Source organism: Bremerella volcania (assembly GCF_007748115.1).
In the GTDB taxonomy this organism is placed as follows: domain Bacteria; phylum Planctomycetota; class Planctomycetia; order Pirellulales; family Pirellulaceae; genus Bremerella; species Bremerella volcania.
Genome location: NZ_CP036289.1, coordinates 943,733 through 970,141, shown reverse-complemented (window position 1 = coordinate 970,141; position 26,409 = coordinate 943,733). Strand labels below are relative to the sequence as shown.

The 26,409-nt window shown below is 56.7% G+C and carries 22 protein-coding genes; 6 read left to right on the top strand and 16 right to left on the bottom strand.

The window, feature by feature from the left end; all coding sequences use genetic code 11:
- Window positions 1-148 precede the first annotated feature (148 nt).
- Window positions 149-2,425, top strand: a complete 2,277-nt coding sequence (locus Pan97_RS03885) for a TolC family protein (protein WP_144970836.1) — start codon at window positions 149-151, stop codon at window positions 2,423-2,425.
- A gap of 72 nt (window positions 2,426-2,497) precedes the next feature.
- Here the strand turns inward: Pan97_RS03885 and Pan97_RS03880 are convergent, their stop codons facing one another.
- A complete protein-coding gene (locus Pan97_RS03880; protein WP_144970835.1) occupies window positions 2,498-4,336 on the bottom strand; it encodes a sulfatase family protein in 1,839 nt (612 codons plus the stop codon).
- Window positions 4,337-4,405: 69 nt separating this feature from the next.
- On the bottom strand, window positions 4,406-5,134 hold the full coding sequence (locus tag Pan97_RS03875) for an SAM-dependent methyltransferase (protein WP_144970834.1): 729 nt from the start codon (window positions 5,132-5,134) through the stop codon (window positions 4,406-4,408).
- 376 nt (window positions 5,135-5,510) lie between these two features.
- Here Pan97_RS03875 and Pan97_RS03870 point away from each other — a divergent pair, with 376 nt between their 5' ends.
- Window positions 5,511-6,539, top strand: coding sequence for a DUF1559 domain-containing protein (locus tag Pan97_RS03870; protein WP_144970833.1), 1,029 nt, complete (start codon window positions 5,511-5,513; stop codon window positions 6,537-6,539).
- A gap of 106 nt (window positions 6,540-6,645) precedes the next feature.
- On the opposite strand, the gene Pan97_RS03865 is transcribed toward Pan97_RS03870, so the two are convergent.
- The 10 genes from Pan97_RS03865 to Pan97_RS03820 form a co-directional block, all read right to left on the bottom strand.
- Window positions 6,646-7,068, bottom strand: a complete 423-nt coding sequence (locus tag Pan97_RS03865) for a hypothetical protein (RefSeq protein WP_144970832.1) — start codon at window positions 7,066-7,068, stop codon at window positions 6,646-6,648.
- A gap of 51 nt (window positions 7,069-7,119) precedes the next feature.
- Window positions 7,120-7,470: a hypothetical protein gene (locus Pan97_RS03860; RefSeq protein WP_144970831.1), complete on the bottom strand. Its 351-nt coding sequence runs from the start codon at window positions 7,468-7,470 to the stop codon at window positions 7,120-7,122.
- Window positions 7,471-7,571: 101 nt separating this feature from the next.
- On the bottom strand, window positions 7,572-9,266 hold the full coding sequence (locus Pan97_RS03855) for a type VI secretion protein IcmF/TssM N-terminal domain-containing protein (RefSeq protein WP_144970830.1): 1,695 nt from the start codon (window positions 9,264-9,266) through the stop codon (window positions 7,572-7,574).
- A gap of 122 nt (window positions 9,267-9,388) precedes the next feature.
- On the bottom strand, window positions 9,389-10,030 hold the full coding sequence (locus Pan97_RS03850; protein ID WP_105350123.1) for a DotU family type IV/VI secretion system protein: 642 nt from the start codon (window positions 10,028-10,030) through the stop codon (window positions 9,389-9,391).
- Between the two features lie 221 nt (window positions 10,031-10,251).
- On the bottom strand, window positions 10,252-11,715 hold the full coding sequence (gene tssK, locus Pan97_RS03845) for a type VI secretion system baseplate subunit TssK (RefSeq protein ID WP_144970829.1): 1,464 nt from the start codon (window positions 11,713-11,715) through the stop codon (window positions 10,252-10,254).
- A 392-nt stretch (window positions 11,716-12,107) separates the two neighbouring features.
- The gene (locus tag Pan97_RS03840; protein ID WP_144970828.1) at window positions 12,108-12,836 is read right to left on the bottom strand and encodes an N-formylglutamate amidohydrolase; all 729 of its coding nucleotides are present in this window, start codon (window positions 12,834-12,836) and stop codon (window positions 12,108-12,110) included.
- Complete coding sequence (locus tag Pan97_RS03835; RefSeq protein ID WP_144970827.1) at window positions 12,833-14,098, bottom strand: carboxylate-amine ligase; 1,266 nt, start codon at window positions 14,096-14,098, stop codon at window positions 12,833-12,835. Before Pan97_RS03835 ends, Pan97_RS03840 begins: the two co-directional genes overlap by 4 nt.
- A gap of 96 nt (window positions 14,099-14,194) precedes the next feature.
- On the bottom strand, window positions 14,195-15,658 hold the full coding sequence (locus Pan97_RS03830; RefSeq protein WP_144970826.1) for a RimK family protein: 1,464 nt from the start codon (window positions 15,656-15,658) through the stop codon (window positions 14,195-14,197).
- A gap of 85 nt (window positions 15,659-15,743) precedes the next feature.
- Window positions 15,744-16,478, bottom strand: coding sequence for a C39 family peptidase (locus Pan97_RS03825; RefSeq protein ID WP_144970825.1), 735 nt, complete (start codon window positions 16,476-16,478; stop codon window positions 15,744-15,746).
- A gap of 284 nt (window positions 16,479-16,762) precedes the next feature.
- Window positions 16,763-17,626 (bottom strand): DUF4410 domain-containing protein, encoded by an 864-nt coding sequence (locus Pan97_RS03820; protein ID WP_165698599.1) that lies wholly within the window; start codon window positions 17,624-17,626, stop codon window positions 16,763-16,765.
- Between the two features lie 236 nt (window positions 17,627-17,862).
- Here Pan97_RS03820 and Pan97_RS03815 point away from each other — a divergent pair, with 236 nt between their 5' ends.
- From Pan97_RS03815 to Pan97_RS03800, 4 genes are all read left to right on the top strand, one after another.
- Window positions 17,863-19,131, top strand: coding sequence for a prepilin peptidase (locus tag Pan97_RS03815; protein ID WP_196782271.1), 1,269 nt, complete (start codon window positions 17,863-17,865; stop codon window positions 19,129-19,131).
- A gap of 62 nt (window positions 19,132-19,193) precedes the next feature.
- A complete protein-coding gene (locus tag Pan97_RS03810) occupies window positions 19,194-19,673 on the top strand; it encodes a 6-pyruvoyl trahydropterin synthase family protein (RefSeq protein WP_144970823.1) in 480 nt (159 codons plus the stop codon).
- 209 nt (window positions 19,674-19,882) lie between these two features.
- Complete coding sequence (mog, locus tag Pan97_RS03805) at window positions 19,883-20,422, top strand: molybdopterin adenylyltransferase (protein ID WP_144970822.1); 540 nt, start codon at window positions 19,883-19,885, stop codon at window positions 20,420-20,422.
- A gap of 11 nt (window positions 20,423-20,433) precedes the next feature.
- Window positions 20,434-20,772: an NAD(P)H-dependent oxidoreductase gene (locus tag Pan97_RS03800; protein ID WP_144970821.1), complete on the top strand. Its 339-nt coding sequence runs from the start codon at window positions 20,434-20,436 to the stop codon at window positions 20,770-20,772.
- On the opposite strand, the gene Pan97_RS03795 is transcribed toward Pan97_RS03800, so the two are convergent.
- From Pan97_RS03795 to Pan97_RS03780, 4 genes are all read right to left on the bottom strand, one after another.
- Window positions 20,769-21,512 carry a hypothetical protein gene (locus Pan97_RS03795; RefSeq protein ID WP_144970820.1) on the bottom strand — a complete coding sequence of 248 codons (744 nt, stop codon included), beginning with the start codon at window positions 21,510-21,512 and terminating at the stop codon, window positions 20,769-20,771. The two genes, Pan97_RS03800 and Pan97_RS03795, sit on opposite strands and share 4 nt — an antisense overlap.
- A complete protein-coding gene (locus Pan97_RS03790) occupies window positions 21,509-22,285 on the bottom strand; it encodes a hypothetical protein (RefSeq protein ID WP_144970819.1) in 777 nt (258 codons plus the stop codon). The genes Pan97_RS03795 and Pan97_RS03790 overlap by 4 nt, the downstream gene beginning before the upstream one ends.
- Window positions 22,282-22,632, bottom strand: coding sequence for a PadR family transcriptional regulator (locus tag Pan97_RS03785; RefSeq protein WP_144970818.1), 351 nt, complete (start codon window positions 22,630-22,632; stop codon window positions 22,282-22,284). Before Pan97_RS03785 ends, Pan97_RS03790 begins: the two co-directional genes overlap by 4 nt.
- 135 nt (window positions 22,633-22,767) lie before the next feature.
- On the bottom strand, window positions 22,768-26,232 hold the full coding sequence (locus Pan97_RS03780; protein WP_144970817.1) for a hypothetical protein: 3,465 nt from the start codon (window positions 26,230-26,232) through the stop codon (window positions 22,768-22,770).
- Window positions 26,233-26,409: the final 177 nt, after the last annotated feature.

Sequence of the window (26,409 nt, the reverse complement as noted above, 5' to 3'; positions counted from 1 at the left end):
AGGATTCAACCCATAAGCGTGGTGCTATCGACCCAGCTGGCTCGACCCAGAGCCAGAGATAGGACCATCAAGTCCTCGCGAAAACGACCGTACCCAGTTTTTCGACGGCCTGTTTGCCCGCACGATCGACCCCAGGAGGGAATTAGCGATGCTACGTCGCTACACGCATTGGATTGTTGTACTTAGCACTTGCATGACCACTGGTCTAAGCGGCTGTTTACACCCGTGCTGGAACAACTACGACTGCCCAGATCCGCCTGCATACGATGAATGCCTCATCTCGGAATATGCCGAGCGAGGCCTGAAGATCGAAGACCCTGTCCCGAGTGTCTGCGAGGATGAAGACTGGCTTGAGATTCCAGATTCGCCCGACGCGATCAACCCGGATAACATCGATCTGGAAGCTGGCTACTGGGACCTCTCCCTGGAAGAGGCGGTTCGCCTGGCCCTGCAGAACTCGCAGGTCATGAAAGATCTCGGCGGCGTTCTGCGAAGCCCCGAAGCACTTGTTTCGATGTACGATCCGGCAATCGTCTACACGGATGGCCGTTTCGGTGAAGAAGCCGCATTGAGTGCTTTCGACGCAACCTTCGGTGCCAACGCTTACTTTGAAGCCAACGATCGCCGCGTGAACAACTTCACCGTCGGTGAAAACGGTTTCTTCCAACAAGATCTGCACAACTACGAAGTCAACCTGAGCAAACGGAACGCGACCGGTGGTTTGGTGTCGTTGCGAGGGGTCACCCAGTACGACTACAACAACAATCCCCAGAAGGTCTTCAGTGCCGGCTGGGATACGTACATCGACGCTGAAATGCGACAGCCCTTGTTGCAAGGCGCCGGCGTCATGTTTAACCGCATCGCAGGGCCCAATGGCGAACCTGGTTTTGCCAACGGCGTCTTGATCGCCCGCACACGTACGGATATCAGCCTGGCTGATTTCGAGATCGCGGTCCGCAACCTGGTGAGCGACGTCGAAAACGCCTATTGGGACTTGTTCTTCGCTTACCGCGACCTGGACGTCAAAATCAACGCTCGTAACAACGTGCTGGAAGTCTGGAAGAAAGCCTACGCCAACGTCGAAGCAGACAAGAAGTCGGCTGACACCGAAGCCCAGGCTCGCGAACAGTACTTCCGCTTTGAAGTCGAAGTGGTCAACGCTTTGAATGGTCGTCTGGTCGAACGTACTCGCGACAACAACGGTTCGCTCGGTGGTACGTTCAACAACCCAGGTGGTGTCCGCGTCTGTGAACGCCGCTTGCGGTTCATGATGGGTCTCACCCAGACCAACGGCCGCCTGATCCGTCCTGTTACCGAAGCACCGGTTGCCAAGGTGAACTTCGACTGGAATGCGGTCGCGACCGAAGCACTCGCTCGCCGCCCCGAACTCCGCCGTCAGAAGTGGGTCATCAAGCAGCGTGAACTAGAACTGCTGGCCAACCGCAACTTCCTGATGCCCAACCTGGACCTGATCGCTCGTTACCGTCAGCGCGGCTTCGGCCCTACGCTCTCGGACCAGAGCAGCATCCCAGGCGAAGCAGGTGCCCTGCAGAGCCTGACCGATGGGGACTTTGCTGAATACCAACTCGGTGTTGAATTCGAGATGCCAATCGGCTTCCGCCGTGCCCACTCGGCTGTCCGCAGCAGCGAACTGGCCTTGGCTCGTGCCCGAGCGATCAAGGAAGAGCAAGAAAAGCAGATCATGTATGGTCTCTCGAACACCTACGCGGAAATTCAGCGTGCCTACGAGATCATGGAACTGCTGTTCAATCGTCGTGAAGCCGCCAACGCTCAAGAGGCAACCGTCCGAGCAAGCTACGAAGCCGGCAAGGCTCCGATCGACCTGCTCTTGGAAGCCCAGCGTCGTGTGATCGACTCGAGTGCCTTGTTCAACCAGGCTCGTATCGACTACGCTCTGGCCATCAAGAACATGCACTTCGAGAAGGGCTCGCTGCTCGAGTTCTACCAGATCTCACTGGCCGAAGGCCCATGGCCGCAAAAGGCTTACAACGATGCCCTGCGACGTGACCTGCACAAGCGTGCCGCTCATCACAACTACGTGATCAACGAAGCAGTGATTGGTCAGCCGAAGCAATCGGGGAACACCCTGGTCGCCAAGCCGGTCGATGGAGAAGCAGGCCCAGCAGTCGAAAAGATCGACGTGCCAACCCCAGCCGAAATGGATACTGCTCCGGCAGTACGCACCAGTTCCTTGCCGGTCTTGAACAACCCACTGCGATCGGCCTCGACCAACACCGGCGGCCTGATCAAACCCGCCGGTCACTCGGCCGCTCCGGTTGAACGCGCCACTCCGGCACCGATCATCCGAGCCGAAGAAGCCAAGTCCAGCGAGAACTTCTCCTTCGGCGGCGAAGCCCCACGAGAAGCAATCTGGCTACACCAAACCTCGATATCGAGTCGATGATCTCTCAAACGTCCGAGTCCTGCTGAAAGCAACTCGGACGTTTTTTTATGCCCCAGCCATCGTCGCGCGATCTTACTTCCCGATGAGGTATTCCAACCGGCGATCCAACTCCCCGCGATTCCCCTTCAAGTGCTTGAAGTCGGAGTGTTTGAAGTTGAACTCGTAACCAGGTTGCCCATCTTGCAGAAGAACGGCCGTGTTGAGAATCAAGTTCGCTTCAGTGGCCGTTTCCGCGTCGGCAATCGCCTTACTAAGAACCGCGGCCGGGTCGACATCGGCATGCAGAGCGAGAAACTCCGCCGCACGGACTCGTACGAGGTTCTCTGGATCGGTCATGGCCATCGATTCCAACTGCTTGCCAAGCGGCAACGCGGACTTGCCGTGCGAGCTACAGGCAATCACGCCCCAATAGCGCTGCCACGGATCGGCCGAATCCAGGGCTTCTTCCAGTTGCGGACGAGCTTCGTCGAACGCGAGAATTTCAAGATTGGCCGTCTCCAGTAGCTTAGCGATCTCGTCCTTATGCTGCTGACCGAACGCCACGGGGTTTTCCGCTGCGTTGGCCGCGAGGAAGCTTTCCGGATAGAAACCGAGATCCGGCATGCCGGTCAGGATGGTATTCAAACGACCGCGAAGTTCAGCCAGGGCCTGGGCATGCTGCGGGTCGCCGGCCAGGTTCTTCGTTTCATACGGATCGGCTTCGACGTCGAAGAGCATTTCGGCGGGACGTGCTTTGAAGAACTGGGCCTGGACTTCGTTCAGTTTGCCGGCATCGTAAAGCTCGCGCCACTCGCGGTAGGCGACCATCTTATAGCGATAGTTGTTCATCAGCCCGTCGAAGTTGAAGGGCTGAAAATTGCGGACGTAGCGGTACTTACCTTTGCGGAGCGTCCGGACCATGTCGTACTTTTCGTCAAAGCGATCGGCGTATCCCAGTGACTCATCCGTTTCCATCAACTGCGCGTCGCCCAACGCCAAGAAGGCATGGCCATCGATCCCCTCAGGAATCTTGGCTCCGGCGAGCTTCAACACCGTGGGGCCGAAGTCGATGAAGCTGACGAACGATTGGATGCGGCTGCCGATTTTCTCCGGCATCTGATCGCGAAACTTCTCAGGCACGCGAATAACCAGCGGAATGTGCAGTCCGGTTTCGTAGGCATACCCCTTGCCGCGCGGAAGCACGCCACCATGGTCGCCGAAGTAAAAGATGAAGGTGGTCTCAAGCAGACCTTCCTTCCTTAACTGATCGACCAGCTGACCGACCTGCTGATCGACGTCTTGTATGCGATCGTGGTAGCGGGCATAGGTGTATTTGAACGTTTCCGTCTTGGGATGATGCGGGGGGACAAACACGGTTTCGGGATCGGTCTTGGTCGGCTTGTCTTGAATATCCTTCGCGGGAAAGTGCAGCGAACTTTCGTGCGTGGTGGTGAACGTCTGCACGTGAAAGAATGGTTGATCCGCCTTGCGATTCTTCCAGGATGCCTTGCGTGAGGAGTCATCCCATACGTCGTCCGACTTCTTCGCGTTGTAATCTTCCTTGCTGTTGTTGGTGGTGTAGTAGCCTGCCTCGCGCAGATAAGCCGGGAACATCTTCACGCCTTCCGGCATGGGAACCATGAAACTTCGGCGGTGATGAAATGTTCCGATTCGCGGGGCATAACAGGAAGTGATCAACGTCGTCCGCGCCACGCTGCATACCGGAGCATTCGAGAATGCGTGCTCGTACACCAGTCCCTGATCGGCCAGGGCATCGATATTGGGGGTCGGAGCCCCGGTGGGATCGAACAGCTTGAGGAAGTGGCTCGAGTTGTCCTCGGACATGATCCACACGAAATTCGGCTTCTCAGCGGCAAGCAGAGAACCGCACGACAACAGAATGAGAAACACGCTCAACAGACCGCGCAGCATGACTAGATCTCCAGGGGGGTAAAAATCGAGGTCGTTTCATCATAGCACGACGGTGGGGCAAACTCGAACTCAACCGGCCCGCTCGGCAATGAAGAACGCGTAGCCATATTGCGACCCGAACTGGTCGTACATCCTCATCTCTTCTTGAAACATTTGGTCGACGATTCCGGCAGTTTCTGCGTCAGAATACATAGATTTCCACCGCGGCAAGTGCGTTTTCAGCGGCTGATAGTAGTTCCGCCAGTCCTGATCTGAAAAGACGAAATCGTCGATCACCTGGTATCCTTGCGACACAAATAACTTGCGAGTGTCGTCTCGATAACGAAGAGTTTCCCCCTGATTTTTCCAGAAATCTTGGACTTCCGCGTCCGGCTGGGGATCGATCCAGATCAAATCGCTCAGGACAATTCGCCCGCCAGGCGGAAGCAATGCACGCCAACGCTTCAGAGCGTTCTCGAGGCCGATGGCATACGCAGAGCCTTCGCTCCAAATTAAATCGAACTGGGTTTCCTCGGGCCAAGCCGCATCCATGCTTTGCTCTTGGACCTTGATTTGCTGCTGGAGTCCGGTGCGCTCGACCTTCTGCTTCAACTGGGAAAGAAATGGAGCACTATTGTCGACCGCAATGACTGAAGCCCCACTAAGTCTGGCGAGCGCGATCGTGGAGATTCCGCTGCCACAGCCGAACTCAACGACCTTCCGAATGTCGCGATCTTGTGCGGCAATCTGAAATGCCCCGGCGGTCGTTTCCTGACTGCCTGGCGACATCCGCTCGAGGCCCAAAAACAAGTCGATCATCGCTTCCACAAGGACTCTCCCCAAAAAATGGATGGTGTCGTCAGTACGGCATGAACATGTCACTTTAGGTGACGCATCTGTCGGTTCAAGTAACACGACACATGAACTGGTGAAATGATCGTGACTGGCTCAGATAATTTCGCAGGCTTGTTTTTCAGACTTGGAACCAATCTTCTTTCGAACCTTACCAAGGTAGTTAGCCTGCTAATTACTTTCAAACTGCCGGCCCTCGAATGATCGGCATATGGGTTGCACTAGAAGTTCGGCTTGCGCGGGCACGTTTCGTTGGGCCATGATTTCTTCTCGCCCGCGTTCTTCACCCCCCAGGCTCCGCTGCCAACGCGGATGCCTGACCTGAAAGGACAGTAGAAGACACATGACGACATTTCCAACCCCACGGAAATCGCCACGCGCTGGTTTCACGCTGGTTGAACTCTTGGTCGTGATCGCCATCATCGGAGTTCTGATCGCCCTGCTCTTACCGGCGGTACAGCAAGCACGCGAGGCGGCTCGGCGGATGCAGTGTAAGAACAACCTGAAACAGATGGGTCTGGCCCTGCACAACTACGTGGATACCTACCGCGTGCTCCCCATGGGCTGCACCGTCGATCTGTCGGTTTCCTCGACGGGCAACAATGGTTCGTGGGGGGTTCACGGGCGCATCCTTCATTTCCTCGAACAAGGCAATCTGTACGACCAGGTCGACATCACGAGCGCCTGGGATTTCCAGACGCCGATCGATGGCCTGAAGATCCCCGGATATGGCTGCCCCAGCGACCCCGGTGCCGGTCGCGAACGCGATCCTGGCGGCGGCAAGGTCAAGCTGTGGCCTACCTCGTACGGCTTCAACTACGGAACCTGGTTCGTGTTCAATCCCACGACGAAACAAGGGGGAGACGGTCTGTTCTATCCCAATAGCAAGCTTTCGTTTCGCGATGCCACGGATGGTTCGTCGAACACGTTGCTCGGAGCCGAGGTAAAGGCCTGGACCCCTTATCGCCGCAATGACGGTCCCGATTCGACAACCATTCCCAACACGATCGCCGCCGCCGAAACGCAAATTGCTTCGGCATCGGACGAGAAGAACACCGGCCATACCGAATGGCCCGATGGTCGCGTGCACCATACCGGCTTCACCGCCACGATGACTCCCAACGCCAAAACAGGCTGCACCGTCGGCGGTACGGCTTACGAAGAATGCGACTTCAACTCGTGGCAGGAAGGCAAAGACGGCAGCAGCGGCAATCCCACCTACGCCATCGTCACCAGCCGCAGCTGGCACCCAGGCGTGGTCGACGTGGTGATGTTCGACGGAAGCAGCCGCTCGATCAGCGAAACCATCGACCTGACCACCTGGCGATCTTTAGCCACACGTGCCGGAGGTGAGGTCGTTAGCGAATTCTAGGTGAGAGTTCCCCAAACTCCTCTCGCCTGGCTGTGCAAGAGTCGCAACCTACTGCCCTAGGTGCGACTCTTGCTTTTTCGAATGGATGGTCTGCGTGACAGTCCTGTTACTCGCTCGACGTTTCCATTGGCGTTTCTTCCATCGGCTTGGTTTCCATCGGCGCCGGATCGGTCGTCGTAGGATCTGTCGCGGCTGGCTCTTCGGCGTCAGGCTCGGCGTCCAAGTCGACGTAGATGGTTCGCTCTTCCACCTTGGTGACCTTACCGAAGTCGATTTGCTGAACGAATGCCTCGACGTCCGTCACCGGGCCGACGTTCACCGTGTAGGTGTTGTTCATGTGATAGCTGGTGATGTAGTTGCTGCTGCCATCGGTGAGGGACTTGGCCTTCTCCGAGATCTTTTCACGTTCTTCGCTCGTGCTCGTTCCTGAGATTTTCAGGGTCACCATATTCTCGCCTGAGCACCCCAGCGACGTGAGAATTGGCAAGACGAGTAGGCCGACAATCAGTAAGCAACGTTGAATGGACATGGCGTTCTCCCGGTGGTTGAGAATCAACAAAGCGAGCCAAGCTCGCCAAAGCTAGTTCGTATAGGTAATGAATACAGTCCGGTCTTCGATTTTGTCGACTTTACCGAACTTCACCTTGTCGGCAAACTTCTGTGGGTCGGCCACCGGCCCGAACTTGATCGTCAGCGGCTGCCCCGAGGCCCAGCGCATCGACGTGTTATGGTTACCCGGTAGATCCGAGAGGTTTTCCAGTTCGGTTTGGATCGCGTCACGGGCCGCGTCGGTATCGGCGCCGGTGATCTTCAGACGAATCTCTTCCGGCCCCAGCGGCTCGTCCGCCGGAGCACCACAGCCAGACTGCGTGGCAACGAGAAGTCCTAACGAAAGCAAACAGAGCGAGAGAAGTTTGGCAGCGGCATGCATGGCCTGAGACCTTTGGGGAGAGTAAAGGACGTCGTACTTATGAGCGATCTCATCTTACCCCAGCGCGGGCCTTAATCAAATCAGAAAACCCGCGGCACCGCTTATTGGTCCTGATGCCACGGCATGTACTCGCCGAACGCGGAATTCAAGCCGAAGCCGATCAGAATCAACAGACAAACGCCCCCGATCAGTGCCGCGAGGTTGGCAGCGAATTCGGCGCCTGTGTTTTCTTCCAGAGCTTCCTTGTTCCAGTCGAGTTCGGCGTCTTGCTCCATCACCTTGTACAGCACGCTACGCACGAACGCCTGGCGGTCTCCGGTGTCACCGGTCGCCGCGAAATAGCAGCCGGCAAACAACAGCGAGTTGCCTGCCGCGCGGGGATTCTTGTCCGGTTCGAAGCCAAACGAATTGGCGATGATATTGGTCATGCACTCGCTGAACTTGCCGCGAATCTTGCACAACAGTTCAAACAGCTTCGGATTACCTGGCCGACGCAGACCATCCTTCTCGCGGAACAGAAGATACGTCCAGTCCTCGAACGCGCCGGTGGCATGCTGCGAGACCGCTTCCAACTGCTCGGCAATTGGCGGATTCCAGACGTTGAACCCCTTGCCGAAACGCTGCTCTTTGGCTCGCTTTTCGCCGACTCGTCGGATGAGTTCCAGGAAGCCTTGGGCGCTTTCCATTTCGGTAATCAGTGCCGTTACGGCGCATCGCAGGCGGGTCGTCGAACGGATCACTTCCAGGTCGCTTTGGACGGCTAGTTGGATCGGTTCGCTGGAGTCTTCGATCATGTCGAACGGAATGGTGACCAACAGGCCATTGATCGGACAGACCGGACGACGGGCCTTGTTGATGAGCTTGCAGACGTACTTCAAGCGTTCCATCTGATCGGTCAAGTCAGACTTGGATTGACGCATGCCTGCTTTCGACATCGATACGGCCTTGGCGGCATCTTCGGCGCCGAAGTTCATCGTTTGTCCCCCGGACATCCCTTGGCCGAAATCCATGGTCGCTCCGACACCGGGCTGCATGCTGGAAGGAGCTTCCATGAAGCGCTGCTCGTCTTCGTCTTCGTCAGCCCCTAAGGTGTGGTCGAGTTGCTCGTTGATCAAGCTCTGTTGGCCTGCACCGGCGATGATCGTTTGTCCCCCGGGAATTTGCTGCGGGGAAGGCGTGGCCAGTTGCGAATGCCTGCTCGCATGGTTCTTGTAGCCGTCTGTCAACGTCGACAAGCAGGACGTACCCGTCAGGAAAACGAAGATCGCGTCGGGATTGGCATACCAGTGCAAAGCGGCTGGCCCCTGGGCCGGGTCGGAAACGTTAAAGCCGAAGCCGGAGGCCCGCATCAAATTGCTCGCCCGGCGATCGTCCGGGTTCCCGATTACCAGGAACAGCGGCGTGCTCCCCAGAGGAATCCCATGCTTATCGAGTTCCGTGAGACCCTGCTTCCAGGCCTTATCGATATCGGGATATTCCGACGAGTCCTCTTCCATCCAGATCTTCACGACATAATACGAGACAATCGGGATGACGATCATCAGCGCGAATACCGTGAGGCCTGTCTTCCAGTCCAGTAGGTAGTCGGTCCACTGGGCAGAGGTGTCCGAGAACTGGAAGGTTATGCAAAACGACACCAACACGAAGAACAGGAAGACGAACACCAACAACGCAATTCGCGTGGGAAGCGTAATTTTCCCGAGACTACGTATGCCGGGGATGTTCGTCGCCAGCGTGTTAAACGCGGTGAACGGCAGCGTAACGTAGTAAACCAGTTGGTAAACGAATGCCATCATGGGTCGAACCTTTGGTTCTCTTTATTAGCTTGAAGTTTTCCGTATTCAATTCTCAGCACGAGGAAAGAAGCACATGCTCCTTCTTGCTGAAAGCTGAACACTTCGCACTGAAAACTAATTCTTTATTTCATTCCAAACATCAAAAAGTAGCCGACGCAAATCGCGACCATAATGACCGCAAACAGCGACATGTTGATCAGTTTGTTGTAGCCGGTCAGCGGGGGCGCCCCTTCGCCAGGTTCAGGGCGGTCCATGATCGGGCTACGACCGATCGCTAGCTGCAAGGCCGAAGCCGTCTGCTTCGCCCAGGTATCCAGGTCAGCCGGCAGGCCGTAGTGCTGCGTGTACTGCAACGAGTGCGGGTGACCATAGAGACCTCGAAAGCCGAGCACCACGCACACGTAGTAAACTTCCAACGCGTCCTTGTTGGGCAAGCTTTGAGCTTCCTTGGCCGCCACAAAGAAATGCTCGAACGCCTTACCGCTGTGGAAGCATTCAAATTCCAAGTCGTTATTTTGCCACCAGTTGGCTCCGTTCCAGGGAGCGGTGATCAGCATCTGATCGATCCAGCCAACCAGGGCGTACTTGGCAAGTTCCCATTCAGCCGTCTGGCCCAACAGATTCTCAGCCGTATCGATTCGTTTCTTCACGCGAATACGCTCCTGGCTTGGATCCAACGAGTTCCCATCCCGTTCAATCCGATCCAACAGATCCAGGACGCACAGAAAAATGGGATCAACCGCTTTCGCAAACTTGGGAGTCATTGCTTTTTTTAGTGTGAAGTTTTCAGTGTTCAGTTTTCAGTCAGAGAACAAAAGGGACATCTCGATTCTCTTGCTCCTGTCCCCCCGCCCCTCGCACAGAGAGGGCTAGGGTGAGGGGCGAACCAGGTACCAATCCCCTACCCTTTTGCAATCAGCTCCCGATGCTCATCAGCAAGCGTGACTTTCACACTCCTACTGAACACTGAAAACTGACAACTCAATTAAACTCTCTTCTGCTCGCCATGCCGCAGCGCGAACACGGCGACATGCAGGGCAATCAGTTGGTTTCGAATGTTCAACACCAAACGCTTCTTGCCTTGCAGCTCTTTGACGTCGTGGATGTATTCTTCCTGAAACCGCCACCCCATCGTCTGGGTTCGTTGGACGTCGTCCCAGGGTGGGCCTTGGCGTTGGACCTGGAAGTAAACCCAGTTGCCCCCCTGCGGCAACACGCGCGGGGGCTGAGCAACCGGTCGCAGTCGGACGCCCGGCATGTTGTTGCGGAACAATGTCTCGACCTGTTCGCCGCTACCAAACACCCAGTGAAAACCTTGGGTGACCAATTGATAGGTGTCTTCCTTGGAAACGCTGACCCCTTCAAATCCGATGTACCATTCCCAACTCGGGTCGAACCATTTTGGATCTAATTGAACGTGCATCGATTGGCCGCTGCCCAGGAAGAAGCGATGCTCGTAGGTTGCATCGATGCGACCTTCACTGAGCCGGCGAATCTCTTTGTAGGCCCACTGGAAAATCTCGGCCAGGTTCTCGTGGTCGTACTTCGGAATATTGTCGATGCGGCGTTCTTTGTCGTCGAAGATCGCCAGCTGCCCGATAATACGGCACAGCGCGGTATAGACCTTCAGTGGATGAATCCCATCGCTGAACGCCAGGATACGAAGCTCGCCGTAGGCCTCGTTCAAGGTTCGCAGCCGCATCATCTTTTCCAGGTCCCCGATCTCGCGCGGGTCCCAGGTAATGTTCTGATTAAGAATATCGTTGCGGAAACGCTCGATGCGTTCCCCGATCAGGTCGAATACGCGCCGCACGATCCCCGTCCCCAGGGGCGTCCAGGCATCGACGGCCAGACACGGAGGATGATAGTTCGGGTCAATTCGCGGCGTTCCGTCCGATTCGTTACGTACAATCTGGCAGATCGGCAGAAGCTCGAAACCGGACAGGTCATCGGTGGATAGCAAGATCCGGATATTCAGTTCGCGATACGAAACCTCTTGAGGATTGCCGCCGCGATTTTCTTCTTCATCTTCCCGAGAAAACTCGCAGTACCGGGTATTGGGCGTGTGAGCGTCGCGGGCCGTGTTTTCATGTCCCAATTTGATACGTGGGACAGCCAGGTAAACACGAATGGTCTCGTTCTCGAGGAAAACCTCTTTCAGGTTCTGCAAGCCTTTGATCCCCTGACGGAGATCGATCCGGTCCATCTGATCGTTGCCGCCGATCGAAATGATCGAACCATCTCGCATGCGTGCTTCGCACTGCGAGACCTCGATCTGAAAGTTGGCGATGGCCTGCTCGCTGATTTCGATATAACGAATCCCATAAGCGTAGGGGATAAGGTCACGGATCGAGTTTTCGAGGAACTCAAACCAGTGACGATCCTGCGCTTGGAAATGATGGGGGCGAAGAAACATCCCTTCCGACCAATGGATGGGTGGGTTCTTCATGCAATATTCCTATTCCACTAGCGAGTCAGGTTGCGATTGCGAGAAGCGACGAACTTGAAATCCCAAACGGTTAATACGCCGTGTCGCCACGGACATGATCAGACCAAAAAAACGAGAAGCTGTGCGTCTGAATTTCCCCGGAGTGAGATCCCAATCGTTCGACGTTCCCCCGAACTTGAACAGAAGGTGATTATTGAGAGACCGACAGGCTTCCGCGCGCAACGTCAGCCAGCCAAGGAGCCCCTCCCTGTTTGCCAAGTCTTAGAATAACATTCCCAGGAGGAATCTCAAGTAGCAAGGACGCAACTGGTTACGTCTACTCTCGGGGATTTGGTCGAACCTGGTAAACCGTGCCGATCAGCCAAGTCCAACGTGAGGAAGCCCCCCGATCTTCACTTGGCTCCTGACGTCTGCTGCAGGGCCAGACTCCAGCTTTGATAGAGCCCGGCAATCAACTTCTTCACTTTACCGCTGGGTTGCAGGAAAAGCTGCTGATTGACTTCCAATTCAATCCCGGCGTATTGATTGGTGGAGAATCGCTTCCGCAAAGAGGTCGTGTGTCCGTCGGCAACGCCACGGTAGGGGTAGTTCCTGCGGACGCGAAACGTGGGGAACGTCTCGCGGATCTTCTTTCGCCAGCGATCGCAGAAAGCTCGTTCCGGCAAACGTCCAGGATCGTACAACAAACCAATCTCGGCGGTACGCACTTCTCCATTAAGCTCTGGGGTGAAGCTATGAAACGAGAGATGCCAGACAAACTGCTTTTGACGTACCTGGCGCGAAATCCAATCGGCCACCTCCCGTCGCCAGGGACGGTAGTAAGTCTCCAGCAGTTCGTTCCGCTGCGAATCACCCGGCGGGGGCACCAGCTTGGAAAAGAGAGACGGATGCCCTTCGGATCGGTTCAGGTCGATCAGCAGCCGTGACGTCTGGCTGGCAAACATTTGGGACGGAATCCGCTGATGAAAGTACGTGCCCATTTGGAGCGTGCCTGGGTCCCAGCCCCGATGCGTCTGCAGAAGTTCCTGGTGATCGATGAAGCGCGCGGCATACCTCTTCGGAATCCGATTGCCGCCATGCTCACAGGTAAAGAGGACCGAATGTCTGGGGCGCGAACTCATCGAACGTTCAATTCAGCAGGTCGAAACGAACGCCCCTCTTGCAGGCAATCGCAAAGTTCGCGATAGACGATGGGTAACCGCTCTAGCAAGTTGTCTTCTAGCGCCGTCACAATCCGTCGGGAAAGCGGGCCTTCGCTCAGGATCGTATCGAGCGCATCGCGGAGTGGCTTTTCTTCCACGGGGAAACGCTGAGCCAGCGATCGCCACAGATCGCCTGCGGTGCAGATCCCCTGGTCCCAGCCGAAGAATTGAAGATAGTCCGGGTCGATGATCATCGTTTCGTCGGCATTGTCGACCACGTTTAGGAAGATATCGCGAAGTCGCAACGTTTCGGCCTGTTGCTGAGCGGCCACCGAACACCATGTTTCTTCGGTCAAGGCCTTGGCGACGTTGGCCACCAACTGGCAGATCGCCACATCCGCCGCCGGGTGCTCCTGGACGTCCATCACGCGAATCTCGATCGTGTTTCTCATGAAGCGAGCGATCGCACCGCGACTGTTCACCCATTCGTGCCGCAGCACGCCGGCCAGGTCCAACGGTGCCATCGCCTGATAGATTGGCTCGAGAACAAACTGGCGGTAGTCGTGCTCGGTATAAAAACCTTCGGGAATCACCACGCCAGCGACTTGCGGAATCCGGTCGGCATTGTGGCGATACGTCTCGAGCCGGTGATCCAGGTGGAGTGTCAACTGCCGTTCGCAAACGGGGCTACTGGCTGTCAGCGCCGGCAAGATCGGCAGCAGCAAACGAATCGCCGCATGCAATCGACCAAACTCTTCATCTCCGTCAAACGGCAGATTCAGGTGGCAGCTCTGCAAATTCGCCCAGCCGTGGCCGCAGCAATTAAAGATCACGTTGAACGCTTCGTAAACTTCGTTATGGCCATGCGGCCACAACTTCATTTCCACATCCGGACGCATCCAGGGATGCATCGCACTGGGCATCAGACGAGCGCCGATGCTCCCCAGACGCTCGTTGACGTCGTTGACGTTGGCTTGAAACCGCGCAGCCAGACCAACTAGCGAATCGACAGGGCCGTTGGTCTTCAGTTCGACCACGTGTAGCGCCAGCTCATTCGACCAGGCAATGTCTCCCCGTTCGATCTCTTCGCTCGGGTTACCCTCTTCGTCGCGCAGCAGTTGATCGGCGATCGGCGCGACGTCGAGCGAATTTTCATGCACGATCATGTACTCGACCTCCACGCCGAACGCTTCAAACAGCGGGATCGAGTCTTTCGCGGACCGGGACGGTTCGGCCAACATACGGTTGGTTGCCTTAAGCAAAATTGGAAAGGATGGTTCTGTTTTCAATTCGTTGAGCAGCCCAGCACTGGTTCAAGCAGGGCTACCTGGCGCGACTTAGGCCACGCCTGCTTTCTGTTGTTCGATTCGCCGTACGAAGATCGACACCATGCGTCGATACAACTCCTCTTTCAGTACGGCATCTTCACAGCCGGAGTTGATGTTGGGATTGTCGTTGACTTCGATGACCGAAAACTTGCCATCGGACTCTTTAACGTCGACCCCGTACAGACCATCCCCAATCAAATTGGCCGCCTTGAGAGCTACCTGGACCGCCTTACGGGGAGCCAGTTCTACCGGCAGTGTTTCCAGCTTGCCGTAGCGTCCGCGGTTGGCGTTCTCGTGCTTGATGATCTGCCAGTGCCCCTTGGCCATAAAATACTTACAGGCATACAGCGGCTGCCGATCGAAGATGCCAATCCGCCAATCAAAGTCGGTCGGCAGGAACTCTTGGGCGATGATCAACTCTGAATCGGCAAAGAACTCTTTCAGCTTCTGCTGCAGTTCATCCGGCGTCTTCACCTTGACCACGCCGAGCGAAAACGCACTGTCCGGCCGCTTGAGCACGCATGGAAAGCCCAACTCTTCGCCCAACGTATCGGCATTGTCGCGATGCACGACCACCGTCTTGGGAACGGGGATCTTATGCCGCGACAGCAGTTCCGCCAGGTACACCTTGTTGGTGCACAGTAAAATGGAAGTCGGATCGTCGATCACCACCAGCCCTTCGGCATGGGCGCGGCGAGCGAAACGATAAGTGTAGTGATTCACGGCTGTGGTATCGCGGATGAACAGCGCGTCGAACTCGGCCAGGCGGCCGTAGTCGTCTCGAGAGATGTACTCGGTCGACACTCCCTGTTGCGCCGCGGCCTTGGCAAACTTCTGCAGTGCGACTTCATCCGAAGGGGGTTCGGGATCTTTAGGATTACGCAGGATGGCCATGTCGAAGCGGGTCTTTTTGACCTTCGCAACGCTGCGGCGTTTCGAGAAGTGATCGAGTGCCGTTTCCACGATGAACGGCCAGTGAGCCTCCGGGACGTCCGCGGCCGAGATGCCCCCGACACTGGTCAACTGCCAGCGCTCCTTTTCCTGCATGAACTTGGCACGCAGAAGCGGAGCTTGAAACAGGTTGAACAGTCGCCAGGCCAGCGTATCGTACCGCTTGGCCATGTTCTTGCCGAAGTAGATACTGAGCGTGAACTTATTCGATTTGATCGGAGCGAGCGACTTCTGAATCAACTCGTCCAGATCTTCGCTGACCAGCCGAATGATGCTGCGGGTCTTCCAGTCTTGCATCGCGGCAACGCTCGGCACCGGACGATGACCGCGGGCCTCGGCCAACAGCGAGACGTAATAGCCCACGCTTTGATACCGATACGTTTGACAAAGGTTAAAGACCTTCGCGCCGCGCATTTCGCTGTACTGCGGCTGAGTGATGTAGGCCTTCGGATCGACCACTTCCACGCTGGGGCCGTCGCTTGGCCAGCGGTCGGTCTGGTCGGTCACTATCAAAATTGCCATGGGAAAGTTTCTATGCGTCGGAGCGAATGGGGCGAAGAACGAGCCGGCAGCATGGGGTAGCTGCCCGCTGGAATGGATTAAGCCATCATGGGGCGATCTTGGCTTTGGTGATCGAGCCCTCTTTCTTGGGCTCGATCACCAACAGGTTCGAGTCATAGGTCAGGATGCCCAACAAAATCGAGCACACCAGCCGATCAAAGCTGACTGGATAGTGATGCATCTCGCCCAGTGGATTGGGCAGATAGGGATCGGCGACATAAACGCGATCCTGGTTTTCGTTCATTCCGTACAAAACGACAAAGTGCCCCTGGGGCAGCCCGCGAATGTCGTCCGGCGTGTTCTTCAAGCCGTGCTCGCGCGGCCCACTATATAAATAGGTCGAGCTGAGCCCGGTGAGAATCGGGACCGATTGATGCAAGTAGCGACTGATCAACATCGCGCTGAGATCCCGCATCTTGATCTTTCCGCCCAAAGCCAGGTACTCGATGTAGGCCTTGCTGGCCAGGTGCAGCTTGGGGTCGGACTTGACGGTCAGCTGAGCCTCGAGACGCTCGGTCAGGTCATAGCTTCGCGTGAACCAGATCGGGTCGAAGACCTCGAGGTTGTACGTGAAGATGGTCGCCTCGAAGCCGCGCCGCAGGGCGTCGATCCCCAGCATCACGCCGAGGGTTCCACCCTGCTCTAAGCTGGGTACTTCCGAGATTAACTGGTGAAGATCTAAGTTCAGGCCAAAGTACTGGTAGACGGCATGCAGGCTCGTCGGCCCACAGGTCGTGTCATCCGGCTGTGGCAGGATCTCGAAGTCGAACGGATTGGCCATCCCAGGACAGCACTTAAGCGAGCTGCACCGGGGCAGACCTTGGGGTTAAGAGTTCAGGTCTGGCATGCCTCGGGCACTATATCGCAGAATTGTAGGAACGGTCGGCACAATTGAGCAAGATCCGTTCCGCGAAATTTGCGGTTTGCGGGTAGCCGTTGCCACGGCAATCATTGATTCGACGGATCGAGCCAATCGATCAATGCCTTATCGCGCCAATGCCAGGCTGGCGGCCGCGAGTTTAGGGGAATTTTGAGCCATCCGCGAAACTCTCCCCTACTATTATTTCACATGAGGAGCTTGCTTAGGTGAGCCAACAGAATTGGCACGGCGCATAAAATCCCCAACAAGATTCGTTGGGCGATGATCGACTTCACCCCAGCATTGGCACGAAGCCAAATCATCCCACTACTTTTGAGCACGCTGTCGGGCGCAGCGGCGAGGCCCCCAAACAAGATCGAAATAAAAGCCAGCACACCCTGAAGCAGGACCCAACCGCCGCGGTCTTCCATGGCGATGCCGTCGTGCCGTTCTGGAGCCGCAAGAGCCCAGCCATTGGCAACGTTCCCCACAATCAACGCGGCAATCAGCGCGGCAAGCGCGACCAGCCCCAGGTACAACCAGGTATTCATCGGATCGAGCGCCGCGCCGCCGCTGCCGCCTCGTTTGAGGCCCGACGTTTGATGCCCAACCAGGCCAGCATCCGCGGCAATCTTCATCGCTGCGAGCCGCAAGCCATCCTTGATCATCCCTTTGCTGCTTCCACCGAAAACCCCCATCGAGAAGGTCTTCTTGATGTGGAATGTCTTGCTGGAGTGAGTTCCTTGGACGACTTCTCCATGAATCTCGACCATCGCCTCACCGGCCAGATACGGCAGGAGGTACCGCAGCAGTTGATTCCCCTGGTCGATTTTGACGATCTCCCCCTTGATCGTGTATTGCGCCTTGCCATTGATGATTTCGAAGCCCTGCTCACCGCAAAAAGTGGCCAGTTCTTTGGCGAGCATCTCGCTCACTTGAGCTTCGGTTAAGACGCGGCAATGGAAGCCGGAAGCCCGCACCTGGAACGGCTCGATGCGAATCGAATTGCTGCTGACAGCATTGCCGGAGGAATCTTCGGTCGGCGTACGGAAAGGATTATCGAGATCCATCGTTGTCCATCGTGATGCGAGCCAGAGGTAGGATGATTCCACTCCACAGGGGGCAGGAACGGACTTGCAGTTTAGCCAGCTAATCATCAGTTGTCACCTATCTATTAGGTACTAACGGAGACGATTTTCGCCGCACAACCGCAGCGGAACAGTTGCGGCCATACCCTGGGTTTTTTCCCTAAGTCGTTCTAAAATAGCCCCTTCCCTTTGGATCCTTTGCCCCGGCAGAAAGCATCATGCCCCGCTCACAGTCTCGACTCACCTGGCTTCGCTACACGATCGCGGTCGTGGTGTGTCTGGGCGTAGGCGCGGTCCTGGCGTGGCCGGCATTTGAGATGCTTTGGCTGGCCGGTACCGACGAGGACTTCGTCAGCCGCCAGAACCGGCTGGACCAGGTGCAGTGGATTCAATCGATCCTGATCGCCGGCTTCCTCTACGCGTGGTTCTTCTTCTTTGGAGCCACCGTCGGAAGCTTCCTGAACGTCGTCATCTGGCGGATGCCGCGGGGGGAAACGGTCGTTTCCCGGCCGTCGCGCTGCCCCTACTGCAGTACCCAGCTCAAATGGAACGACAACGTCCCGGTGCTGGGCTGGATCATGCTCGGTGGACGCTGCCGAACCTGTCGGCTGCCGATCTCGCCGCGTTACCCCATCATCGAAACGGTCGTGGGGCTCATCTTTCTGCTGCTACTGCAGTTTGAAGTGCTTAGCGGTGGCGGCAACCTGCCTGGCATTGATGCCGTTCGGATTAGCCATTCGCGTGCCATGCTGGAACTGCAGTTCCCGCTGCTTTCGATCTACGTGTTCCACTGTTATCTGTTCAGCCTGATGGTGTGCTGGGCGATGATTGCCTGGGACCGCTCGCGCATGCCCCTGACCCTTTGCGTGCTGGGCTACGGTGCGGGCTTTTTGGGACCGATGATCCGGCCTGACCTCTACCCGGTACGTTTCGGCAGCATGGACCTGGGAAGCGTTATCGATGCCCAGCGGTTGGAAGTCTTTTTGACGGTTCTCTGCGGAGCAGCTGCCGGTACCGTGTGGGGGATGCTCATGCGAGCTTTCGTTTCGCGGCCGACCCAGGACGATCACTCACGCCGCCTGGGGATTCCGATCATGATGGTTGCCGCCGGGATGTACTTTGGGTGGCAGGCCACCTTCGTGATTGCGGCGCTGAGTTTGCTGGTATCCGTTGTGATCTGGCCGGTTCTCAAACGTCTCGGACGAACCGACTTCGCCGGCGGCGTCGAACTGTCGATCCTGGTCAGCAGTTTTGTTTTCGTGCTGTTTTGGAAGTTCTGGAACCAGCCGTTCGGCTTGACCGATTTGCCTAAGGCCGCGGTGTTCGCTGGCGTAGCGGTGCTACTGGGGCTACTTCTGCGAAAAATCACGTGGCGACCGACACTCGATCTGCAGCGATTTCAGCGCCCGCCGGAGACGACGGGTACAGATTCGCCCGAACTGCAAGTCCTTGCCTCGGCTGGCACAATTCCCGAGAATAGTCCGTAGAAGAAGCATTTGGCCCCATCACCGGGCCTCCCAATCCTGGAAACTGATCCAGGGAGAATGATATGAGCCTGAGCATTATGCGGCGCATCAAGTTTTGTGCCGGACATCGACTTTACAAGCACGGCGGGAAGTGCGAGTTCTTCCACGGTCATAATTACGTTGCCGATTTTCACGTCAGCGGCGACGAGGTTGACGACGTCGGCCGCGTGATTGATTTCGCCGAACTGAAACGCCTGTTCAAAGGGTGGATCGACGAACACTGGGATCACGCGTTCATCTTGAACGAAGACGACGATAACGGGATCAACGCCCTCAAGCAGGTCGTACCGTGCAAGATGTACGTTCTGCCGACCAACCCGACCGCCGAGAGCATGGCGACCTATCTGCTGGAAAAGGTCTGCCCCAAGCTGCTCAAGGGAACCGGGGTCACTTGCCGCAAAGTCGCCATCTGGGAAACGGAAGACAGCTTCGCCGAGGCCAGCCTCGATTCGGCAGGCAATCTCCAATCGATCGCGGAACTTTCGGAACCGATGGTGTCCTAACGCATACACCACGGAGGCCAAGCCGCATTTAGTTCCCTCTCCCCCGAGGGGAGAGGGCAAGGGTGAGGGGTTTTTGAACTTCGCTAGACGACGAGCTGGATACTGTATTCTCCCTCCGCTCTTGCTGATTTGACGACATCATAATTGCTCGCCCCCTCACCCTAACCCTCTCCCACGAGGACGGGGGCGAGGGGACAGGAAGTCATCCAATGCCCAACACACCTGCGAAAATTGGGATTGTGACCGTTTCGGATCGTGCCTCGCGAGGCGACTACGAAGACCGAGGGGGTCCCGCCATTCGCGAGTACCTCGACCAGGTGATGTCCTCGCCGTGGGAAGCCGTCGCGAAAGTGATTCCCGATGATCGCGACACGATCGCCCAAACGCTGATTGGTCTGTCGGACGACGTCGGCTGCTGCCTGATCATCACCACTGGCGGAACCGGCCCTGCCAAGCGCGACCTGACGCCTGACGTCACCGTCCAGGTCTGCGACAAAGAGATGCCTGGCTTCGGCGAGCTGATGCGCAAGGTGAGCCTGGAAAAGGTTCCCACCGCGATTCTTTCCCGCCAAACGGCCGGACTTCGCGGCAATTCGCTGATCATCAATCTGCCTGGTCAGCCAAAGGCGATTGCGGAATGCCTGGACGCCGTCTTCCCGGCGATACCGTACTGTATTGATCTCGTCGAAGGGCCGTACCTGGAGACCAATCCCGAGCGCATCCAGGCATTTCGTCCTCAAAAGAAATAAAGGAGCCAGCCATGGGCAGTTGGGGCTTTGGCAATTTCCAGAACGACGCGGCACTCGACTACGTGGAAGGGATTGCCGATCAGGTGCGTTCTCAACTCGTGCACCCCGACGAGATCGAAGACCTGCTGATGCTGATGGCCCAGGTCGACATGCTGCGGGTCCTGGTCGAGCACTGCAATGCCCGACCGCCTGAAGAAGCCGAGCTGATTGCTTTACGAGATGCCTGCCTCGAAATCTTCGACGAAGAAAAAGAAGAGTTCTACTCAACGCCGGAAGACGCCGCCGAGCGACGAGACATCATCGCCAAGACCTTCTGCCGCTTCTTGAAGGTTCGCAAAGACTGGGATTAGTCCAAGCTCAGCTGCGACCAGCGGCGATCGACCAGTTCTACTTTCGCCATCAGCGTGACGACGACTAGAAATAATGCAATCGTCATCCCCATTGGCCAGAGGAACACACCTGGCAGCCCGCTCCAGTATGCTCCCGGCGAAGCGACTTCAATCAAAGTCAACAACGAAACCGCGACTGATAAGCCAGCCCCGACGGCGGCCAGAACCAGAAGATAAGGTTTCTTTAGCCGCGCGCTAAATGAATCGCCCTGAAACGCTTGCAGGGCTAGGTCTCCTAGTATCACGTTCGTGAAACAATTGCCCCCAAACAGCAGAGCAATTGCCAGAAACGCAGGCCACATCCCAAAGATGATCGGATCTTGCCAATAAAACGTGCCCCAGCCGATCATCACTGCAAAAAACAAAGTCAGAACGACGGACGCGCGTGATCCAAACCCTACGGCGAATCGCAGCGTCGACCTACCTTCGCGATGACCGGTAATGAAGTGATCTAAGGCAGTTTGCCACTGATGGATTCGCGGAATGGTCGCCAGCAGTTCTTTCTTCAGTTGGGCCGTCTCACCAAAACGGTCTTGGGCACGCGAAAGCGCCAACGACTCATTGGGTTCTTTCGCCAACTCTTCTTCGAAGATCCGCTCCAGCTGCGAGTACAAATCGGCTCGCATGCGATTCTTATGCGTTTTGTCGCAAGGCAGTGGACGCACGACTCGCTCGACTGTTTTCATCAATTCTTGATTCATGCCGTACCTCGCATCGCCGATGGTTGCGATGGAAGGGAAATCTCGTTCCATGGCTGGAACTGGGCATCCTCGCGGGCTCGCAGCCAGACGATGACCGCGAACATGGTGCCCGTGATCATCCCGACAAAAAGGAACGGCTCGGCATAACCAAGTTTCCAGTAAGGACCGACGAGATAGTACATGTTGAGCACTTCCGAACTGGCGATCAAAAGGCCTGCGGCGAGCGTGCACAGGATGAATCGCAGCGGACCCACAAAACGGGTGCGTCCCTTAATCTGGCGAAACCCGGCGAGTGCCACGTTTCCCAGCAGAGTCAAACAAAAGCTGTTCACACCAACCGTCAAGATCGCCAGCGTCCACCATCCCCAGAATGATAATTCAGGCGGATCGTTCTTCTGGAATGTCGCGACGACATAAAGCAACAAACCAAACAACACCATCCCGAGACACGCGTGCAGTCCGATCCGAAAACAGAAGCAAACTAGCCCCTCCCCTTCCCGGCGGCGCACCAGCAAACGATCAGCTATCGTCCAGGCTCGCTCGGATAGAGGGATCGTCTGCAACAGTTCCCCGCGCAACAGTTCTGGATCGCCGAAACGCCTGCTGGCCCGCTCCAACGCGGCGGTCTCGCTCGTGCCGTCCTGAGATAGCTCTTCCTGGTAGATCTGTTCGAGCAGCGTATAAAGCTCCATGCGCATCCGCATCTTGTTGACTTTAAGGGCAGGCAGCGGTCGAACCACTTGCTCGACGACACGCATCAGATCGGTATTCATGCCGTGCCTCCAATGATTCCGCCGACCACCTGCACGAAATGCTGCCACTGTTCGCGTCCCTTGGCCAGTTGCCGCTGTCCCTTGCGAGTCAGCGTATAGACTTTCCGTTGGGGTCCTTTGCGTCCTTCTTCAGACTCGTCCCACTGCGCTTTGATCAGCCCGGCTGCTTCCATGCGATAAAGAACCGGGTAGATCGTTCCTTCCCGCATCTGCAGCGCCCCTTCGCCGCGAGCCTCCAGCTTCTTGACGACATCAAACCCATGTGCCGGCTCTCGGTCGAGGATCGCCAGGATCATCGCCTCTAAGTGCCCGCGTAGTCGATCGCCTTGGATGGTCGGTTCGCTCATCTATTTCGCCTCACCAGGTAGTCTGCTCTTTCAGTATTATGCGAGCCTAGGTAGTGAAGTCAAGCATAAAAAAACGCGAACCAACGTTCGCGTTTCCCGGTCCCCTCTCCCTCGCAGGGAGAGGGGACCGGTGTGTTACATCGGCTGGACGCCGATCGCTCCGATCTGGCTTTGCAGGTACTCGGGAGCCTGCAGTTTCGCCAGCTGCCGCTGGACGTACTGCTTACGTCGCTCGAGTTCCTCCTGCATGTCGTCTTCCAGGTAGACCGAGTTCTTCAGGAAGTCTTCCAGCGACTTCATGTGACGCTGCCACAGCTGGATGTCGCGCTGCTGCTTGGTGGTCAGGCGTTCTTTGTACCAGTCGCTTGCCAGCAGCGAGTCGCGGGTGAACAGTGTCCGGAACTCAGGATCGTGAACCGTCATGCCTTCGTAGTTTCCTTCGGCCATGATGGCCAGCAGGGCCTTCAAGGGTGGGCAGGCTTCTTCGATCGAGCCATCGTCGAAGTAGCGCTTGGCGACTCGCTGTTGTACCTCGGCGATGTGCTTGATGCCGTCGACGTACGCCTCCATGTCTTGCGTTTCCGGCTTCAAGATCGACTCGTCAAAGACCGACAGCGGATAGTCGAACACGCGACCGAAGAACATCCGTACGAAGCCGCGAGTAATGCGGTAGCCCAGGCGGCTGCCAGGAATGGTTTCCCCTTCGTATTCAAAGTCTTCGACCTTCTCGAGCATTCGCTGACGAATCAGAAACTCGGGATCGCGTTCTTCCGGCGTCAGGCGGCACCAGACTTCTGGAATGAGCAGACTGACGTCGTGATCGACACGTACATTCGGACCGATGTGCCCCGCCGCCGTCGAGAAGCCGCCCAGCCCGGTGAGGATGTAACCTACCAATGCCTGGTTCAAATCGGCCGTCGGACGCAGGCAGTTGAACGGCCCCTTGGTGAGGGCCCCTTCACTACCGGCACCAGTGGTCGAAGGGCTCTTACCGGTCAGCGACGCGATGAAGTCCATGAACAGCTCCGGCAGTTCCTGGTAGTGGATCGGACCGTAAACGGCCAGACCGCGGATGCCTGCTTCCTTGTCTGGCGGATTGTTGCGGCGTCCGCACAAGACCGCCCCCACCGGCTGATACAGCGGTTGGTCTGGCTTCAGCTTGCGATACAACCGAACACCCATCTCGCCGACGTATTTGGGCAGCGGGTTTTCGAGATCTGGCCGCGTTTGCAGGTACCGCGGATTCTTGGTCGGTACGCCGTTGACCAGGCGCGGATTCGCGGAACTGACCACATACTCGTATTCCGAATCAAGAAAGCTGTTCAAAAAGCTCTTCATTGGCTGCGTGAACGCGTCGAAGTCGACCGCATGGGTCGCCATCTGATCGACGTACTCTTTGGTGAGCGGCTCGAAGTTCGAGATAAAATTGTTGGGCTTGGCCAGGTCGATTTCCGTCTTTTTATCGAAACCGCGATGGATCGCATCATCGGGTCGCTGGAACAAACGATTCTCGCAGTTGATGGTAAACTTCGAGGAAATGCCCCCCGGCTGCGGTTCGAAATTTTCCAACATGGCATTGGGAACGATCACCGAAGCGCTGATGTCGTCCTCGGTCTGCACCTTATCCGACGGCATGAAGTCTTGCCGCAGCTTGTAGGTTCGCCAGCGATTGTCTTTGTTGAAGCCAACTCGCAGGTAGGTACCTACCAGGTGCCGATCGAGCACTTTCAACTCGTGACCGGGCACCCCATTCACGATGTCGACGCCGAAGTAATCCCGCCAGTTCTCGCCCCACTCAGGCAGCATCAATCGCTTGATGATGAAGACCATCGACGTGATGTGATGCGGAATGGCCTGCAGCCATTCGTTGTACTCGTCGGTATATTCAATCGAAGGGGTCAGCAGTTTGATCACGCTGCCCAGCGTTCGATCGGCCGACAAAACGGCTCGCGATGGCCTGGCCGAATAGTCAGGCCGCTTCGTCGAATCCGCCTTCCAGCGTTTCGAGTAATCTTTCTGGAAGATCTCTTCGACCTGGTCAAGGTCCTTCTCGATATCGGAAACGAAAATCGGACCGTACAACGTATAGTCGGTCAGCGACTTGCTGATTTCGCTCTTACCGCCACCGCTCACGGTACACGGCTTGTGGCAGAAGATCCCTTCGGCGGTCGAACCCACCAAGCGCCAACTCGGAGCAGCCGGGTGCTTTTCCATCCTGATTTTGTAACCGGATGGCGCAATGTAGTACCGGTTGGGGAGCAGTGGCAGGCTGTGCTGCTTGCCGTCGCGAGTCCACTTGATGCACTGATCGAGCATCGTGGCCCGGGCATCTTCCGGAATGTAGAACACCTCGGGGTGTTTCTTATCGATGCCGTAACCTTCCGGCTGGAAATCAATCAAATCGCCATAGTCTTGCATGACGTCGTCGATCGTGCGGCCGTTGTACTTCTGGCTGTTGACCTTAAACTCGTCACCCAGGTTCCAGCTGGTGTAGGCAATGCAGCCGCCGGCGTGCTCTTCTTCCGTATCGCCGTACAGGTTCGCGGCATAGCTGATCTGCGTTTTGACTTCCTTCTTGCAGTAGCCGTAGTAGTTGTCGGCGATCAAAGTCACCACCACGCCGCTGGCATCGCGGCAGGTCAGCTTGAAGGCCATGCCGTCGTTGTACAGTTCGGAGTCCTCCTTCCAGCACATCGAGTCGTTGCGCTGACGCTCGGTGGCATCGTCCCAATGCGGAAGGCCCAGTTCCTTCTTGGTATGCGTTCCCAAATGCGGAGCCAGGATCACGCAGCCGGTGTGGCCGGTCCAATGCTCGACATCCAGCGCCGAGTTGTTCTTCGAGATGTAGGGGTCGCCGGCGTTGCCGAAAATCGATTCGACGAAGTCCAGGTTGCTGACCAACTGCCCCGGCGCGAAGAAGCGGACTTCCATGGTCTTCTCTGGCGTCACCCCGGGAACTTCCGGACAGACAATCGGCCGCAAGAGAAGCGAAACAATGCTGTGGGCCGCGTTCTCTTGATCGGCGGTAAACGGCAGCAGCGTGTCCGACTCAGGCGGATTGACCGCGATCTGGAACATCTTCATGAAGACTTCCCGCGGCACGACACGCTTGTCGCCGGCGATCGGTAAGCCTCCTTCGGTGACGTGGAAGGTCCCCTTGGTGGTACGGCGATCGTGCCGCGGATTGTGCAGCGCTCCGTTGGCAATGCGATACGATTCGACCAGTTCGCTCTTGAAGGAAGAACGATTGACGGGAATCGAAAGCTCGCGGGCAACGCCGTGACGCTCAAGCGTGAAGCTCTTGCGCGGCAGTTGCAACGGCTGGCTGGGATTCAAGTCGCCAAAGTAGCGGGCCAGGAACGCTTCGATCCGCTGATCGATCGGAGCCGGACGATCGTACAGCATCCGCGTTTTTTCGTGATAGTTGGCAAGCAATCCCTTGGCCAGGCCGGCGAATTCCACATCGCTCGCATCGAGCGCCGGAGGCAGTTCGTTGGCAATCAGTTGCAAGTTGATGTAGCGAATCAATTCTTGCCGATCCGATTTCGGATCGAAGACTTCACCGGGTTGGCGAATGCCAAGGGATTCTCGTAAGTCCATACGTCGCACCAAGTGGATAAGGATCGCTTGTAGTTGCCGTCTGGCCTGATCCTAACCAACTATTTTCCGGTGGTCACGGGTCACCACACAAATGGGATTTCGAATGGAAGACGACCCCACCTTAGGCAACCGATAAAGGAGGATGTTTGAAATGGGCATTAAAAATTTTTCTACCCA